Origin of the sequence: Paraburkholderia sp. C35 (assembly GCF_003121405.1) — a bacterium.
In the GTDB taxonomy this organism is placed as follows: Bacteria; Pseudomonadota; Gammaproteobacteria; order Burkholderiales; family Burkholderiaceae; genus Paraburkholderia.
Genome location: NZ_QBUY01000147.1, coordinates 1 through 17,184, shown reverse-complemented (window position 1 = coordinate 17,184; position 17,184 = coordinate 1). Strand labels below are relative to the sequence as shown.

The 17,184-nt window shown below is 59.4% G+C and carries 11 protein-coding genes; 10 read left to right on the top strand and 1 reads right to left on the bottom strand.

What is annotated here, in order from left to right; genetic code table 11:
• Positions 1-155: 155 nt before the first annotated feature.
• Complete coding sequence (locus tag DK391_RS40895; RefSeq protein ID WP_109483698.1) at positions 156-431, bottom strand: PAAR domain-containing protein; 276 nt, start codon at positions 429-431, stop codon at positions 156-158.
• Positions 432-692: 261 nt separating this feature from the next.
• Here DK391_RS40895 and vgrG point away from each other — a divergent pair, with 261 nt between their 5' ends.
• From vgrG to DK391_RS40845, 10 genes are all read left to right on the top strand, one after another.
• On the top strand, positions 693-3,014 hold the full coding sequence (gene vgrG / locus DK391_RS40890) for a type VI secretion system Vgr family protein (protein WP_109483697.1): 2,322 nt from the start codon (positions 693-695) through the stop codon (positions 3,012-3,014).
• Between the two features lie 22 nt (positions 3,015-3,036).
• Positions 3,037-5,925 carry a muramidase gene (locus DK391_RS40885; RefSeq protein WP_109483696.1) on the top strand — a complete coding sequence of 963 codons (2,889 nt, stop codon included), beginning with the start codon at positions 3,037-3,039 and terminating at the stop codon, positions 5,923-5,925.
• 54 nt (positions 5,926-5,979) lie between these two features.
• Positions 5,980-6,411, top strand: coding sequence for a lysozyme inhibitor LprI family protein (locus tag DK391_RS40880; protein WP_109483695.1), 432 nt, complete (start codon positions 5,980-5,982; stop codon positions 6,409-6,411).
• A gap of 127 nt (positions 6,412-6,538) precedes the next feature.
• A complete protein-coding gene (locus DK391_RS40875; protein ID WP_239483094.1) occupies positions 6,539-7,072 on the top strand; it encodes a hypothetical protein in 534 nt (177 codons plus the stop codon).
• Between the two features lie 181 nt (positions 7,073-7,253).
• Positions 7,254-8,477: a hypothetical protein gene (locus DK391_RS40870; protein WP_239483093.1), complete on the top strand. Its 1,224-nt coding sequence runs from the start codon at positions 7,254-7,256 to the stop codon at positions 8,475-8,477.
• On the top strand, positions 8,477-12,052 hold the full coding sequence (locus tag DK391_RS40865) for an ImcF-related family protein (RefSeq protein ID WP_239483092.1): 3,576 nt from the start codon (positions 8,477-8,479) through the stop codon (positions 12,050-12,052). Before DK391_RS40870 ends, DK391_RS40865 begins: the two co-directional genes overlap by 1 nt.
• A 242-nt stretch (positions 12,053-12,294) precedes the next feature.
• Positions 12,295-12,774, top strand: coding sequence for an NUDIX domain-containing protein (locus DK391_RS40860; RefSeq protein ID WP_109483693.1), 480 nt, complete (start codon positions 12,295-12,297; stop codon positions 12,772-12,774).
• A gap of 302 nt (positions 12,775-13,076) precedes the next feature.
• A complete protein-coding gene (locus DK391_RS40855) occupies positions 13,077-14,357 on the top strand; it encodes an MFS transporter (RefSeq protein ID WP_109483692.1) in 1,281 nt (426 codons plus the stop codon).
• A gap of 142 nt (positions 14,358-14,499) precedes the next feature.
• Positions 14,500-15,429: a LysR family transcriptional regulator gene (locus DK391_RS40850; RefSeq protein WP_109483691.1), complete on the top strand. Its 930-nt coding sequence runs from the start codon at positions 14,500-14,502 to the stop codon at positions 15,427-15,429.
• 233 nt (positions 15,430-15,662) lie between these two features.
• The gene (locus DK391_RS40845; protein WP_109483690.1) at positions 15,663-17,042 is read left to right on the top strand and encodes an FAD-binding oxidoreductase; all 1,380 of its coding nucleotides are present in this window, start codon (positions 15,663-15,665) and stop codon (positions 17,040-17,042) included.
• Positions 17,043-17,184: the final 142 nt, after the last annotated feature.

Here is a 17,184-nt window from a genome sequence, read left to right as displayed (position 1 = left end):
CGGAAGATCGTCGGCAGCGTCAGAGGTGTATAAGACACAGATGCGGGTGGGGCCGATGGGGGTGTCGTTTGAACAATTGCAGGAGCAGCGAGGTAGTCATCGCGCATTAAGTGCGGTCTGATCGCGAGATTCTCAGCCAGTACGATTGCACGGTCTCACGTGTCGTAAATCGTCGATCGTGCAATGACACGGTTCGTGCCGCGAGGACAGCGGCACAGCACGATATCGCCGTCTCGCACGCCGTGTGTGCCTCCCATTCCCCAGTTTTGCGCGGTGCCATAGATTGGACCGTTCTGTCCGCAGCGTGGGCAGGACGCGAGTCCCATGTGGCGCGCAATCGGCCGTCCACCATCGAGCATCGTTGTATCGCCATCGAGAACCCGGCCGCCTGTGGTGGTCAGGTTTCCTTTGAGCGCGATCATTTTTGCCATGCATTTTCTCCGCAATTTGATGTGCATTTGCAACCGATTGACGATAGCGATATAACATGCAGTACGAAATGAAATCGTAAATAGTTGCAAAGAATGACAAAAAGCAACGAATGAATAAATAGTAGGATACCTACGCTTTAAATCTATTCTTACTCGTCGTAATCTCCTTGCGCTACTCGACAACGGTGCAGGCGCGTCGATCGCGCGTTCGCCGCAATCGGGCAGTCTCATGGTGCCGGGTTACGACGGAGAAGAAGATCGATGGCAAGCCTGTTGGATGAAGGGCGCGACTATGCGCAGGACGTAAAGACGACGACGGGGCGTCAGGCGTACTTTCTGGAAGTCCCCGGTGTTGCTAGCGCTGCCGGTTTGTCGGTAGTTTCGTTCGAGGCAACGGCGGCAATGGGGGCGCCGACCAGTATCCGCATACAGTTCACCCATCCAGAGAAACTCGGACGTCAGGCATATCTGAATCGCGATGCGACTTTTCTGATCGAGCCATTGTCCGACACGCCGCGTCGCTTTTCCGGATTCATTGCTGCGTTCTCGATACTGAACATTACGAAGGACTTCACGCGCTATGAGATCGTCGTGAAGTCCCATCTGGCGCGGCTTGATGCAGTTACCACCAGTCAGATTTACCAGCACCAGACCACGCCTCAGATCATCGAATCCGTGTTGCGCAGGCACGGGCTGAAGGGGCACCAGTTTTCGTTTCGCCTGCGCGGCCAGTATCCGCAGCACCTGTTCCGCTTCCAGTACCGGATGAACGATCTCGCGTACATCCAGATGCTGATGCAGAAAGCGGGCATCTACTGCTATGTCATCGAGACCGAGCACGGCGATCAGATCGTGTTCGGCGATGATATTGATCACTACATCTACGATCCGAAACTGGAGCTGCGCTACCGTGAGAACGCGGGACTCGAGGCGGCAGTCGAATCGGTACATGCGTTGCAGACTCGTACCAGCACGGTTCCACAAGCCTTTCAGGTAGCCGATTACAACCCCGAGCGGGCGTGGGAGCGTTTCAGGGACGAGGGAAACATCGCGCCACAGGATCCGACTACCTACGGGCAGCCGTATATCTATGGCACGCATCACCTCGATCAGGCCGGCGCAAAGTGGGAGGCCGAGCTTCGTCACGAGGCCGCGATTGCGTGGCAGGTGATATTCGAGGGTGAGAGCAATGTGCTGTCGCTGCAGCCGGGTCGCATCATGCAGATCGACGAGATGCTACCCGATGCGCCCGATGGCCAGGTCGTTATCGAAATCACGCACCGGGGCGCACGCGATACGGCTTACACGAATACGTTTCGCGCGATTCCATCGGATCGCCGTTTCCGGCTGAAGCTGGATGAGTCGGCGTGGCCGACGATTGCGGGTACGCTCTCTGCGCGCGTGACCTCGCCTGACAGATACAAGTACGCGTACTTGACGGCTGCCGGTTACTACACCGTACGCTTCGACGTGGACTTCGCGACATGGCCCGCAGGTGGCGAGAGCGTGCCGTTGCGGCTGGCAAAGCCGTTTGCCGGAGCATTGCAGACAGGTTTCCATTTTCCCGCGCTCGACGGCACCGAAGCGGTAATCGGCTTTCGTGACGGCGACCCCGATAAGCCTTACATCGCCGCCTTCCATCACCACAGCCAGGCGGTGGACCACGTGACGAGCGACCGGCGCTGGCTATCGCGCAACGTGATCCGCACGCAGTCGAACAACAAGCTGCGCATGGAGGACTGGGAAGGACAGGAAGGTATCAAGCTGTCGACAGAGCACTCGGGCAAATCGCAGCTGAACCTGGGTCATCTGGTCAATCAGCGGCTCGAACAGCGTGGCGAAGGCTTCGAACTGCGCACGTCGGGCTATGGCGCGATTCGCGCGGGAAAAGGCCAATACATCACGTCCCACGACCAGCCTGCCGCAAGCGGTCAGCAGATGGACATGCAGGAGACCATCGCGCAACTCGAGCGTGCACTCGAACTGGCCCGAGCGCTGGCGGACGCCGCACGCAGCGCAAGGGCGATTCCTGCCGATACCGACGCGCAACAGCAGGTCAAGGACGAACTCGACGGCCTGAAACAGCCAGGCTTGCTTGCAAGCGCCCCCGCATCGGTGGGGATAGTCGCCGGGCGCGACGTCCAGGTTGTGGCGCAGGGCAACATCAACGCAGTGTCAGGAAAGAACGCCGATATTAGCGTGGCGAAGCGCTTCACCGTGGCAGCCGGCGAGATTGTGTCGATGTTCTCGCAGAAACTTGGAATCAGGCTGTTCGCGGCGAAGGGGCCGGTGGACATGCAGGCGCAGAGCGATGCGATGTCGATGCTGGCGGACAAGGATCTGACGGTGGCGAGCGTCAACGGTACGGTACGCGTCAGCGCAAAGAAGGAGCTCGTTCTCGAAAGCGGCGGCGGGTTCATCCAGTTGAAGGACGGCAACATCACGCTCGGTGGTCCATTGGATCTCCTTCTGAAGGTCATCACGATCCAGAAGCAGGGCGCGGTATCAATGAAGAACACTCCGACGCTGCCCCAAGGCGCTGGCTCGATTCCTGAGAGTCGTGCCGATCACTACTCCAACTGACGGCAACACATAAGAACAGACGATGGCCAGATCTCGCAGTCATTCACCCCATTCCGCCGCGCCGGCTACGCCGGCCACCCCGTTGCCACAGTGGTGCGCCCTTAACTGGAATTTCCCGTTTGCGCCCGCCAGTGGCAATTCAATCGATCCGAATACGTGGTTCAAGGCTCTGGCCAGTAGCGATGGCGGGTTCTTTCCACTCGGCGCCAACGGCATGTTTCATGGTGGCGTACATTTCGATGCGGGCACGGGCGCGCTGCTCAAACAGGGCGACGGTGTACGGGCCATTGCCGATGGCGAAGTCGTTGCGTACCGGCTGGACTCGGTCTATCCCGAACTGACCTATCCGACCACACCGCCTCGCTTCGCACTGTATTCGACAGGATTTGTGCTGATACGTCACAAACTGGTGCTACCGCCGGAGCCTGCTAGCTCAGGCATGTCGTCGACTGTTTCGCCGGCTTCGGGTGCGTCCGCGGCCACCGTTAGCAGTCCGCCAGCGTACCAGGCACCTCACGACGAGGTGCTGGAGTTCTACAGCTTGTACATGCATCAGCTCGACTGGGCAGGTTATCGGGCGGTGCAGCCACAGAGCGGCACGACTTCGGCACAGCCGATCCGTACGCTTCCGTTCTGGCAGGGAGACCGGCATTTTCGGGTCGGTGATAAGGCTGGCGGCAGTCAGACACCAGCTGCCCGGCGCAATACGCCGTTTCGCTTCGATCTGGCGTCGTCCGATTCGCAGAGAGCCGTATCCGGTAGCGACGTGCAGTTCCTGAGCAATGCTGCCGGTCCTTCGCCGGATAGCCTCGGCGTACTTGCTCCCTATGTGGACAGCAAGGTGCGGTACACGGCTCCCCTCGCCACTGCGGCAGACGCTGCCGATACGCCGGAAATCGCCCACGGAATCCGCATTCTTGATCGAGTCAATGGAACCGCAATTGGTCTGTTGCCACGCGGTGGGGAATTGAGCATCGCGGGTAGCGCTGTGAAAGGTTGGGCGCAGATAGCGAAGATTCTCAAGGGGACGCCGGCTGCGAACGTGGTGGGTGAGACACCCGACTCGCGCGCATCCACAGGCTGGGTAAATCTCGACGAACTCGACGTTGTCATCGATCCCAAGCCGCTCGACGCGGTCGTCGTTCTCGACAAGCCATATCCCGTCAAGGCGGGGGAGGTAGTGGGGTACGTGGGCGAGTACCAGAGTTCGGCGCAATCGCAGGTGCTGCCTCCGAAGCCGGCTCATCCTCTGCTTCACGTCGAAGTGTTCACGGGATCCCAGATCGAGCGTTTTATCGATAAGAGCCGGGAGCGTGCGAAGAAGCTGCCAGAAAGTGGGAAAACGCTGCTGGTGATCGGGGAGGGGGCGAAGCTGGTGAAATGTTCTGATCCCGAGAGCAACACGCAGTTGACGGGGCTCACGCTTGTGCTCGCGAAGGGCGATCCGGGTAAAGGGTGCTGGGCCAAGGTGCAGCCCACCAGGTCTGTGTCGCAGTCTGCCTCGCGCGGACACGGCCGCGCGTCTCGCGTTAGCAAGACTCCTGTCGGCAGTCCTGTCTGGGTCGAGCGACAGTATGCAGGCAAGGTTGCAGGAGCGGTGATCTATACGTGGCCGGATTTCCCGCTAAAGCCCGGCGTTGCACAGGGATCGGCCGTCGCTTATCAGCAGGTACTTGCGCGGGCGCAGCTTGACCAGTTGCCTGATCACGCAAAAGCATCGGACGACCAGGAGAAGGGCGGCACGCAATGGTGGTCGATTGCCGCAGGCAGCGCTGACGGATCGACGATCGTCGGCTGGGTGTGTGAGAAGGCGCATCCTGACACGCAATGGCAAAGTCCGTGGGCATGGCCTGGCTTCGATACGGTCGATACGACCAGTGTTCCGTTGCTCGATCTGTACCGGCGCAATCTTTTCGAGGCCAGGCAGTTGCTTGCTGGCGAAGAGGAGGAATTTAGCGTCGTGGCAGCAACCGTGAACGCGGGTTTGCTGATCGGCAAGCTGGAGGAGGCGGCCATGCGCCAGGGGAGAGGCAATGGGAACGTGAAGCCTGCCGATCTTAAGCGCGCGTTGACGGTCCCTTGGCTCGCTGGTGCGATCTCGCATCTGATCGTCCGGTACGAGAGCGAATGGGGCGGCGAGATGAGCAAGTGGAGTCAGTTGTCGAGCCTGATGGGCGATGGAAAGTACATCTGGCAGACGGAGCTTGAGCGGATCAAGAAGCTGCAGTGGTGGGAGAGCGTGAGGGCGGTGGAGGGTTTTCCTGCGAGTCCGGATGTGTGGCACGTTCATCCGATTGGGATGATTGGGAATTTCTTCAAGTCCGCTAGCAGTCTTGATGAGCTAATTCGGAAAATTGGCGACATCATTTCTGGGGGAGAGGGGGGATATGAGTCTTATAACTCCGGAACCAAGGATGTACCTAATGGAAAGGTCGGACACTCCTATATGAACCCTCCTTCCGGTACGGTCACAGGGAAGACCGTCGATGAAATTATCGGAACGGACTCTCTCTCAGGTACGAATCCAAATCGGTTTTTTGCAACCGGTAAATATCAAACGGTGATTTCTACTTTACGGTCGGCAAAGGCAGCTTTGCACTTGTCTGGCAATGAAAGATACGACGCAGACATGCAGGAGAGAGTTTTCAAAGAGTATCTGCTAGCTAAAGCGGGTGGAGGCGCGCTCGCTAACTTTATCAAGAACGGCGTTGGAACACCGGACGATGCACAATATGCCGCCGCCAAGGAGTGGGCGTCAATTGCTACGCCGAGTGGTTTCAAAATTATGAACGGCCAAATATCTGATGGAACGTTGTCCTATTATCACTCAAATGCAAATATTGCAATCGACACATCAACAAATCAGCTTCGATCCATTTTACGGTCTTTGGGCGGGGATGGCACACATTAGAGTCAAAAATTTTTAAGCAGATTATTGAATTAATTTTTCGAGTGGAAAATATAAATGAAGTTTAAGGCAAATTTAGTCAAGATTTCAATTGCATTTAATATTTTAACGCCGGTTTATGGGTATGCGCATGAGCGAATTTATTCAAATGAATTCGATCGATGCAGCAAGCAAGCGGATAACTCAGATGCGAAATTCAAATGTGTTAACGCCGAAATACTGTTGCAGAAAAAACGTTTAAATTCCGCCTACGCAAAATTAATTAAAAATCTCACTCCGGAAGAGCAGGTGAACTTCGATAGGGTTCAACGTGAGTGGATTGTTTGGCGGAATGATAATTACAATTTCCTCGCTGAGCATGTTTCAGGCGAATACATTACAACGAGAGTGACGAGTCTCGATTTCTTATTGAATTCTATTTACGATAGGGTGAATGAAATAGAAATGATAATGGATGAAATGGGAGTGGGCGATTCCGGAATTAAGTAACGTTTGCATAATTGGTGAATTTTGCTGATTTCATAGTAAATGGTTAGCAATTTTATTGATTGATGTTCGTAAATCGAATTGATGAATTCGGTCAATCTACTTGATGGTCAGATAAAGAAATTTTGTTATGAAAATATTGCAACCAATCGTCATGTTTTCCCTTGCTGTCGGGATTTTGAGTTCTTACGCTACAGCTCACCCCGACGAGCCGAAGTTTGCCGATTATCGCGTTGCAATTTTTCGAGGCGATACGAAAGTGCCTGGCTACTATAAAAGAACAGGAAACGATTGGTATGATGAGATGGGGAAAATGGTAGCCGCTCCAGAAGTGAATTTCGCAGGCAAATATCACATTGGAGTTCATAGCTGTGGGATGGGGTGCCGGTACTACACTCTCTCGGATCTTTCGAATGGGATTGATTCTAATGCGCTCGATATTTTTTCGAATGACGTGCGATCTAAAAGTACTTCGAACACAGAGAACTACATCGTTGATCTGGCGAGTAAATCTGATAGCAAAATGCTCATTGCTCAATATCATATCCAACAATCGGCGTCATTCAAGGAGAAATGCAGGCAGAAAGTTTTTACTTTGAGTGACGACGGCAAAATGGTCATTCCTGTGGCCACGTATGGGACTCAATGCAAGATAATTCACTGAGCATTTACGCGGTAGCCGTCCAGCTCGGCACATGCAGCAGCTATTTGTTCTGCTGCGATAGCATCTCGCGCACACGAGAAGCGTTGGCAAATGTGCAACGTCGCTCGCGGGTGGTTCCTATCTAACGGCTGGGCATTTAAGAAAATGACGAATCGAACGTTCAGCAATGATCGAGCGTTAGGTGATCGTCGGTATCCATCGCACAGCAAAAAATTACAGGTCTCCAAGTTGCCGCCTCATGCCCTGGCCTATCCCAAAACTCATAAATACCGACCGACCCAAAGCACTTCCACTACGCGCCTGGCTACCGGCACTGACAGCAACAGCGCTTGGCATCGCAGGCGCCGTGCTATTGCTCTGGCCGCACGGAAAACCCACACAAGGATTCCAGTTCTGGGCGCTGTTCGTTGGCGCTCCGCTGGTGACCTGTGCTCTCGTATCAGGTATCCGGCTGGATCGATGGGAACGTGAGCAGACAATCGCTGAGGAAACCGAACGTGAACAAGCGCGGATCATGTCCCTTTGGCACGAATGGTGCCGTCGTCACATCCGGGTGATGGCCGCTCTGGCCATCTTGCCGATAACACTTCGCACAGACGAGTTGAGCGACGCGGATATCGATCTACCCGTGAACACAGAGCGAGCGAAATCCCTTCAACTGCCCAACGAAGAAGCGGCGTCTTGCAGACGCGAAGAACTGCTCGGCCGTATCGTCGGCGGCTTGCACACCGCGCTTGTCGACAGGCGGTCGATGCCGGTGAGATTGTTACTTGACGACGCTTCGCTTGCGTTATCAGACGCGTGGAAGAATGCGGCCGTCAACGCGTTTGCCAGGATCATGCCGGGCGGTCATTTCAACATCGAGATCGAGCACGCGGCGGGTTGCGCGCAGTGGCTTGAGCAGCAGATCGAACGTGACGCCGCAACGCCGCTACTCATCATTGCCGCGCAACTCTGGCCTGACGGTGAATCAGAGCACAGCTTTAGCGAGAGCGCTGCGGCTCTTCTGATTGATCCTGCCGCCGAGCAGGCAGGTTATATCTTCCGGCCGATGATTAGCAATCGCGACATGGTCGAAGCCGATCTGGCGCAGTTGATGGAAATGCAGGTTGAGCCCGACAGCCCCACGCACGTCTGGTTCACCGGCTGCGACGATGAGTCCGTCCTCATCACGTCGGCGCTGAGTCCCGATCCCAAAGTGCCGGTAATAGAACGGAATCTCGATGCCATCGTGGGCAAGCCTGGCTCGGCGAGCAGCTGGATTGCACTCGCCGCCGCCTTCGAATCTGCACAGGGATCCCAGCCGCATCTTGTTGCATGGCGTGAATTGAACGAAGAGCCTTTGAATCTTTGCATGATCGCTCCAGCGCAGCTTCGTCCATCGCATGAGGAAATACAAAGTTGATGCTGAAGAAACACATGCTGGGCCGGGTTTTCATCTGCGCCGCTATCATCGCCATTGTTGTTGGTCTGATCGCATTCACCGTTGATCCGAAGTCGCTGGCAGACTGGCTCGCACGGTATCAGCGCGTGCTCATGGGTGCGGTCTTGCGGATTGCTGTCGCGCTCCCGTTCGTCCTCCAACGTCGCAAGCAGATTCGGCTCGCTTTGCAGCAGGCGTCGAAAGATCAGGGAATCGAGCCGCCTGTATCAACCGACAAGGCTTCACAAGCGACGGAAAAAGTCGCCGCACGGGCCTTCGCATGGGCACAGGACCTGCGCTTCCAGTTGCAGCGTACTCGATGGTTTCGCTGGGCGTACGCTCATCCTTGGCTGCTCGTCACGGGCGATGACGCAGCCATCCGCTCGCTGCTGCCGGAACTTGCGGAAAGAGGGTGGCTCACGACGGATGATGCCGTGCTGCTATGGGGCGGGACGGGAGCAGATGGACGGCGTGACGAGCCCTGGTTGCGCGCGATCCGTCGTTTGCGTCGTGCCCGCCCAGTCGATGCAATCGTGTTCGCACTTGACGGCACGCAGCCAATCCCCGATTTTGCGCGTGGAAATCCGGGATCCGGTGTGCAGGTCGCTCACATTGTGGAAGTGCTGAAATGGTCTGCTCCCGTGTATGTGCTTGATCTGGCTGATCTCAAGGCCGCGGCGTCAGGTGACGTGCCACTCGTTGGCTGTGAGCTTCCGAACAGTGTCAGCGCAGACGGGATCAGTTCTGCGCTTCATGCACTCAACGCCCGTCTAGTGAACCTCGGCGTCGCGCAGATGAGTGGCGATGAACCTGACGCGTACACGGGGCATATCTCCCAATACCTCGACAGCCGCATCGCGCCGCTATCGAACTGGATCGCGGGCATCAATGCACGTCAGCGTCGAGCAGTTGGCGTACGCGGCGTTTTCTTTGCTGGCCGCCCGCAAGCAGGCATCACAGAACCCGGCTCTTCCCTCTGGTCCCACCTCGCCACCGACGCCCTCCGCACGGGCGGTCACCGCGTCGGGCTGCACCCCATCACGGTCTTTTCGACGATCGCGTTCGGCGCACTCGCCCTCTGGACGACCGGCATGCTGGCCTCAGCCGCCACCAACGCCCATGATCTTGTCCTCACGAGCAGTGCAGTAAAAGACCTGAACGCCGCACAAGACCCGACAACCCGCCTGAGCACGCTGCTCACCCTCCAGCAACGCATCGACCTGTACGAACAACGGGTAAATGGCCACGTCCCGCTCTTCACCCGCTTCGGCCTGAACCACGACGCACAAGCCCTCGCCGCGATCTGGAAGCCATACTCACGCGCGGCCCGCGACACCCTGATCACGCCCGTGCAGCAAAACCTCGAAGCGCAACTCATCGATCTGAACCAGATGCCGACCACGCAACTCGACGACCAGACGAGCCAGCTTGCGCAGGACGGTCATAAAGCACTGAAGACGTATCTGATGATGGCCGAACCCGCGCACGCCGATCCGTCGTTCATGACGCCCTTGCTGCCGCGCTACTGGAGCACCAATGCCGATCTCCCCGCAGGCGAAAAGCTCGATCTCTCGCAACGCCTGCTCGCCTTCTACGCAGCCCACCTGAAACAGCATCCGGACTGGCACATCGACGCCCGCGATGCCCTCGTCAGCGGCTCGCGTCAGACGCTACTCGCCGTAATCGGCGTGAAGAACTCGGAAGACACGATCTATCAGGACATCCTCGCATCGACGGGCAAGAAGTACCCGGACCAGACGCTCGCCACCCTGACAGAAGGCACCGATACACGCGGCCTGTTCCGCACAACATCCTCGGTGCCGGGCGTCTTCACGCGCGAGGCATGGGAAGGCACGATCGCCCCCGCCATCGACGATGCCGCGAAACACAACGGCACCGCCAGCGACTGGGTGCTCGCAGGAGCCAGCCACTCCAATAGCACGCAGCAGACCGCCATCTCGCCCGAAGCGCTCAAGGCCGCGCTCACGTCTCGCTACTTCGCCGACTATGCCGAACACTGGCAGGCGTTCATGAACTCGATCCTGTGGGAAAGCGCATCTTCGATGCCCGCCGCCATCGGCCAGCTAAAGGCCATGGCCGATGCACGTCAGTCGCCGCTGATCGCGCTGTTGAAGTCGCTCGAATATCAAGGTGGGGCCGGTGCGCAGCAAGCTTCGCTGTCCGACACGCTCGTCACGAAGGCGCAGAACATCTTTAGCAGCGGCAGCAAGGCTGACGTGCCGTTAGCCGCACGCCCTGACCCCGCCGGACCGCTCGGCCCGTCGTTCGGCCCGGTGCTACGCCTCGTCGCAATGAGCACCGCCGACGCACCGGCAAACACCAAGGCAGCGGCACAAACCGCCAGCTACAGCGACCTGAGCCTGCAACGCTATCTGGAACGCGTCACCACGTTGCGGCTGCGCCTGCAGCAGATCGGCGACAGCCCCGACGCCGACGCGCAAGCGAGGCAGGTCGCACAGACCCTTTTCCAGGGCAAAGGCTCGGAACTCGCCGACACGCAGTCCTATGCGCGCCTGGTCTCAGCAAGTCTCGGCGCGCAATGGGCCGGAATGGGCGACGCGCTGTTCGTGCGGCCCGTCGCGCAGGCGCTGCAGACCGTCCTGCAACCCGCGCAGGCAAGTCTCAACGAAGCCTGGCAGCAGAGCATCGTGTCGGCGTGGAACCGATCGTTTGCGGGGCGCTATCCGTTCGCCAATACGGCCAACGACGCCTCACTGCCCGAACTCGCCCGTTTCCTGCGCCCGCAGGGCGGGCTGATCGCCGCGTTTCTCGCCAGCCAGCTCGCTGGTGTGCTGGAGTTGCAGGGCGATCAATGGGTGCCTGTCAGCACGGCAGGCACGTCGCTCGTCGTCGATCCGTCGTTCCTCACGGCCGTCAACACGCTGCAGCGCATCGCCGGGCATCTCCTGGTGCAGGGCGAGCCGCAATATCGCTTCGAGTTCAAGCCGGTGCCGTCGCCGGGTGTCACGGATACGCTGCTCACCGTCGATGGCCAGAAGCTGCACTATTTCAACCAGCAGGAAATCTGGCAGCCACTGAACTGGCCATCCGGCGATCCCCTGAAAACGGGTACGCGCCTCGAATGGCAGACGGAGAAGGCCGGCACGAACCGAAGCCTCGAATACGAGGGCCGCTGGGCATTCGTGCGCATGCTCGAGCGCGCGCGCGTCGAACCCATCGACAGCGCGACGTACATGCTGACCTGGCAGGCATCGCCTTACGTGCGGGAGATTCGTCCTGCTGCCGCGAAGTCCGCGAGCGATCCCGTCTACGACATCGACACGCTCATCGCCCAGGAGCCCGGCAAGCTGGCGCCGGGCAGCGATACGCACGCGCTGGGCTACGTGATGCGCACCGACGTAGGCAAGGGGCCGCTCGAACTGCTCGCGCTGAGAGGTTTCGTATTGCCTTCGCGCATTTTCGTGAGCCGGACGTCAGGCGCGGCGAGTGTCGCGAAAGACAGTGGCCCGCCGCCTCTGCCGAAGTCGGCACTCGAAGCCGCGAAACGCGCAGCCATGCCGCTGCCGCAAAGCTGAACCCGCACAACGCCCGACAGTACGATGAAACTCTCCAATCTGCTCGACGCGCTTTTTGGCACGCGCGCCTTACAAAATCGGAGCACCTATGAGGCGTGCTCTCTTTCCGCAGCCGGAACGCTGAATGCCGTTGCCAGCATGGCGCAGGCAGAAAGGCTCGGGTGGCGGAAACCCGGCAACCTTGCGCGGACGCGCTCTTTGCGGCGAAATATCGGCATCTGCCATCTCACGCGCTTGAAATCATGCTCTCCTTCGATACCGACGGCTACCGCTTCAACCTTCGCGCCGTCGCCGTCATCACGACAGCCGATCATGTTCTCCTGCATAGGCTCGAAGGCGACGAGTACTGGTCGCTGCCGGGTGGCCGCGTCGAGGCAGGCGAGGACGCTGCCACAACCGTCGCACGTGAGATGCGTGAAGAACTCGCTCTTTCCGTCGAGGTCGGGCCACTGCTGTGGATCGTGGAAAATTTTTTCACGGGCGGCGGGCAACCGCATCACGAAGTCGGCCTGTATTTCGCCACCGAAGTGCCACCCGACGCGCGCATTCTCGACCTCCACGCACGTCACATCGGCGACGAGCAGGGCAGCAAGCTCGAATTCGCGTGGTTCAACCGGCGCGCGCTGGCGGATATCGACGTGCGCCCGGTATTTCTGCGCGATGCGCTTGCGCAAAGCCCGCTTCAGTTTGCGCACGTCGTCAATCGCGAAACATCGCGATAGGTCACGCTAAATCACGAGAGCGCGCCTTCCGCTCGCACCAGCCGATCACGGTCATCACGCCGACGTCGCATCCATCCTCGTCTACCCGTACTAGCCCTGGTGGGCGCCGGAAGCCTCACGCCGAAGCCATCGCATTTACCGCGAATCCTTGCCTGGCGCGCGTCAGAGACCATCTGTACGCCATTGTTCGCATTTCGCAAATGACGTATTCGGCCGTCGTCGCATTCTTTCTTCGTGGCAGCAGGAACATTCTTCGTGCATCGGCGCAGCCGTCGCCGTCGACATTGCCATAGGAGACAAGCATGAGATCGAACCAGTGGGACGTGTCCTACGAATGGAAAGCTGTGACGCTGCTCGCCCTCGGGTTCGGGCTGGTGGGCCTCGACCGTTGGCTGATCGCGCCGCTGTTTCCGCCCATCATGAAGGACCTGCATCTGACCGCGCAGGACGTCGGCAACTGCATCGGCATCCTGGGACTTTCGTGGGGCGTATTTGCCGCGCTGATGGGCGGGATTTCCGACCGCTTCGGCCGCCGCAAGGTGCTGATTCCCGCGATCATCGCGTTCTCGCTGCTGTCGGGGTTCTCCGGTGTGGCCGGCGGACTTGCCAGTCTGCTGGCAGTGCGCGCGCTGATGGGCATCGCGGAAGGGTCGTTCTGCCCGACGAGCTTCGCCGCCACGGCCGACGCTTCGCATCCCAAGCGCCGCGGCTTCAATCTCGGCCTTCAGCAAAGCGGATTCGCGCTGTTCGGGCTGGCGCTTTCGCCCATCATCGCGACACAGTTGCTCGATGTGATGTCATGGCGCTGGGTGTTCGCGCTCGTTTCCGTGCCTGGGCTGATTCTCGGCTTGCTGATGTATCGCGTGATCCGTGAGCCGAAGAGTGCGTCTGAATCCGTGTCGAACGGCTCGCCCGCCAAGACCACGGAGCAGGCGCCACGCGGCAGCTGGCGCGACGTGCTGAAGAGCCGGAATATCCCCGTCGCGATGGTGGCGCTGTTCTGCGCGATGACGGGTGTCTTCGTGCTGGGCGCGATGCTGCCGCTCTATCTCACCGAGTACCTGGCGCTCGATACGCAACGTATGGGGATCGTCGTGTCGGCGATTGGCTTTGGTGGCTTCGTCGGCCAGTTCGGCTTGCCGGGTTTGTCGGATCTGGTGGGACGGCGTTTTGCGAGTGTCGTCGGCTTCGCAGGCACGGCCGTGATGCTCTATGTGTTCCGTGGCCTCGGCGCGCAGCCGGTTGCGTTGTTCGCTGTGCTGTTCGTCGCGGCGTTTTTCACGCTCGGTCTGGTCTCGCTGCTGTCCGGGCCAGTTGCGACGGAAGCGGCGCCCGCCGGCATGGTGTCGACGGCAATCGGGATCGTGGTGGGCGCGGGCGAGATCTTCGGCGGCGGGATAGCGCCGGCGATTGCAGGCTTCGTGGCGACGCACTTCGGCATTCAGAACATTCTGTGGCTGCCGATCTGCGCCGTTGTGCTGGGCATCGGCGTGAGCCTGCTGCTCAAAGAGACGGCGCCCGCGATTTTGCGTCGCCGCGGCGCATCGACGGTCGATTTCCCAGCGGCTGAACAGTTCGAATAAAAGCTCGCGAACGTATTCCCCGTACGGCGTGCGCTTTCGAAAGAAGGCGCACGCCGTTCGCGCATCCACGGATGTCCCCGCAGCCCCGCCCGTTGTCGGCACGTATAAACTGACGTGCTACATACGATGACAAGGGCGCGGCGTGGATCGTTTTCTGAGTATCGAGGCCTTCGTGCGGGTTGCGGAAACCAGCAGCTTTGCCGAGGCGGCGCGACAACTCGGCGTGACCAGTTCGGTCGTGACGACCCGCATCCAGCAACTGGAGCGCTTCGTCAACGCGCCGTTGTTCCATCGCAGCACGCGGCACGTGCGGCTGTCCGAAGTCGGCGAGGCGTTCTATCGCGAGTGTGCAGAGGTGGTCGGGCGCGTCAACGATCTGACCGATCAGATGCGTGAGTTGCGCGCGACGCCCACCGGACGGCTGCGCATCCAGATGCTGCCGGGTCTGGCGCTCGGTCACTTCGGCGCGGTGCTGGGCGAGTTCAACCGGCGCTATCCCGGCATCCAGCTCGACATTATCGTGAACGACCGCGTGGTGGATCCCATCGAAGAGGGCTTCGATGTCGCGTTCCAGATTTTCCCGGCCATCTCCGAGTCGCTGATCGAGCGGCGTCTTTTTACCGTGAGGCGGCTCTTTTGCGCGGCGCCGTCGTACATCGAAGCGCACGGTGCGCCGCAACATCCACGCGATCTTCTGCAGCACACGACAGCGCTCTATTCGGGCTATCCATCGCGCAATCACTGGACGATGGCGCGCGGCGATGAAGTCTTCGAAATGGAACTGCCCGGCATGATCCGCTCGAACTCCGTGCATCTGCTGCGCGACTATGCGCTCACGGGCGGCGGCGTCGTGTGCCTGCCGACGCTGGTGGCGAGTGCGCCGCTGCTCGATGGCACGCTCGTGCCCGTGCTGGCCGACTATGCGCTGTCGCCGCTGAACTTTGCGGCGGTGTATCCCGCGACGCAGCGTCAGGCGCTCAAGGTCAAGGCGCTGGTCGAGTTTCTGGCCGAGTGGCTCGGCGATGAGCCTGGCTGGGACGTGCCGCTGATCGAGCGTGGATGGGTGCGATAGCGGCGACGGCGAAGGTGCGACCCACACGGATGCTGGTCGGTCGGATGATGCTTTCGTAAACCTTGATATGCAGCTTACATTTTCCTAAAGTGAAGCTGGTCATCGCGCACCCGCATGCGGGCTCGTGCGCTGTGAGCTTGCGCGCGGCGTCGATGAACGCAAGCGATGTTCACAATAAACATAGGCATGCTAACGGATGATTGGATGGCTGGAAATGGAAGCAGGAGAGCACGATGATCGATGGTTCCGAGGTTCGGCAAGCAGGATTCAAGGGGCAACTCATTCAACCGGGAGACCCGGACTACGACGACGCGCGGGCGGTCTTCAACGCATCCATTGATCGGCGCCCTGTCCTGATAGCGCGCTGCGTCGATGCGAGTGATGTGGCTGCGATCGTAGCGCTTGGGAGAGATCGCAAGCTACCGCTTGCCGTGCGCAGCACCGGTCATAACGTCGCCGGATATGGCGTATGCGATGACGGCATCGTGATCGATCTATCCCCGATGAAAGCGATTGCCGTTGATCCCTCGGCGCACACGGTGCAGGTGGAAAGCGGCTGCAACTGGGGCGAAGTCAACGATGCACTCCAGCCGCATGGCCTCGCAGCCACGGGAGGTTTCGTGTCGATTACGGGCGTGGCGGGACTGACGCTGGGTGGAGGACTCGGCTGGCTGGTCCGCAAGCACGGGCTCGCGCTCGACAATCTTCTGAGCGCCGAAGTCGTACTCGCCGATGGCCGGATCGTCACGGCCAGCAGCCACGAAAACGAAGATCTGTTCTGGGCGATACGTGGCGGTGGAGGCAACTTCGGCGTGGTGACGTCGTTCGAGTTCAAGGTGCATCCGGCGGGAACCGTGCTTGCCGGTATCGTGCTGCATCCTGCTGGCGCCGCAGCGGGAGCGATCCGCAGATGGCGGGATCTCGAAGCAAGCGCCCCGGAAGAATCGACGCTGGGCGCACTGCTGTTTCACATGCCTGACGATCCCTCGCTGCCTGAGCCGATGCGTGGCGCGCCCGTCGTGGGCCTTGGCGGGGTCTACGCGGGCGCTGTGGAGGCGGGCGAGCGTGCGTTGCAGGCATTGCGCGAGTATGGGCCGCCGCTGGTCGACAAGTTCGCGCCGACGCCCTACAACGAAGCGCAGCGCATGGCGGACTTTTTGTGGCCGCCGGGCCTGCGGAGCTACTGGAAATCAGGCTATCTGAAGGCGCTCGACGATGCGGCTATCGATATCGTGGTCGATCGTTTTTCGCGAGTTCCGTCGAAGCGGACGGTGATTGTGTTCGAGAGTTATGGGAATAGTGCGTGGAGTCGTGTTCCTGAATCGGCTACCGCGTTTGGGCATCGAGACTGGCCTTGGAATATTGTGGTGACGTCGGCATGGTCTGATGCAGAGCAGAGTGAGCGGAATATTGCGTGGACGCGGGAACTGTTCGATGCGCTTGGGCCGTATCGGGCGCCAGGCGCGTATGTCAATTATCTCGGCGGTGATGAAGGGGCGGCCGGGCTGGTGGCCGCATACGGGGATAAGCTTGGGCGGCTTGCCGTGATTAAGGGGATCTACGATCCTGAGAATGTGTTTCGGTTGAATCAGAATGTTGAGCCTGTGGGGTAGGGGTTTGGGTTTGGGGTTTGGCTTTTGGGTTTTGCTTTTGCAGGCATCCGCGTTTTGTTAGTGGCGCTTCTTGCGTTGCCCCTGTGCGGGGCGGCACCTACTTTTCTTTGCAGCGGCAAAGAAAAGTAGGCAAAAGAAAGCC

What these genes read in the sequence shown, in the direction of transcription:
- DK391_RS40855 (WP_109483692.1), top strand. Translation starts at nt 13,077, where the DNA reads ATGAGATCGAACCAGTGGGACGTGTCCTACGAATGGAAAGCTGTGACG.
- DK391_RS40885 (WP_109483696.1), top strand. Translation starts at nt 3,037, where the DNA reads ATGGCCAGATCTCGCAGTCATTCACCCCATTCCGCCGCGCCGGCTACG.
- DK391_RS40875 (WP_239483094.1), top strand. Translation starts at nt 6,539, where the DNA reads ATGAAAATATTGCAACCAATCGTCATGTTTTCCCTTGCTGTCGGGATT.
- DK391_RS40860 (WP_109483693.1), top strand. Translation starts at nt 12,295, where the DNA reads ATGCTCTCCTTCGATACCGACGGCTACCGCTTCAACCTTCGCGCCGTC.
- vgrG (WP_109483697.1), top strand. Translation starts at nt 693, where the DNA reads ATGGCAAGCCTGTTGGATGAAGGGCGCGACTATGCGCAGGACGTAAAG.
- DK391_RS40865 (WP_239483092.1), top strand. Translation starts at nt 8,477, where the DNA reads ATGCTGAAGAAACACATGCTGGGCCGGGTTTTCATCTGCGCCGCTATC.
- DK391_RS40845 (WP_109483690.1), top strand. Translation starts at nt 15,663, where the DNA reads ATGATCGATGGTTCCGAGGTTCGGCAAGCAGGATTCAAGGGGCAACTC.
- DK391_RS40895 (WP_109483698.1), bottom strand. Translation starts at nt 431, where the DNA reads ATGGCAAAAATGATCGCGCTCAAAGGAAACCTGACCACCACAGGCGGC.
- DK391_RS40880 (WP_109483695.1), top strand. Translation starts at nt 5,980, where the DNA reads ATGAAGTTTAAGGCAAATTTAGTCAAGATTTCAATTGCATTTAATATT.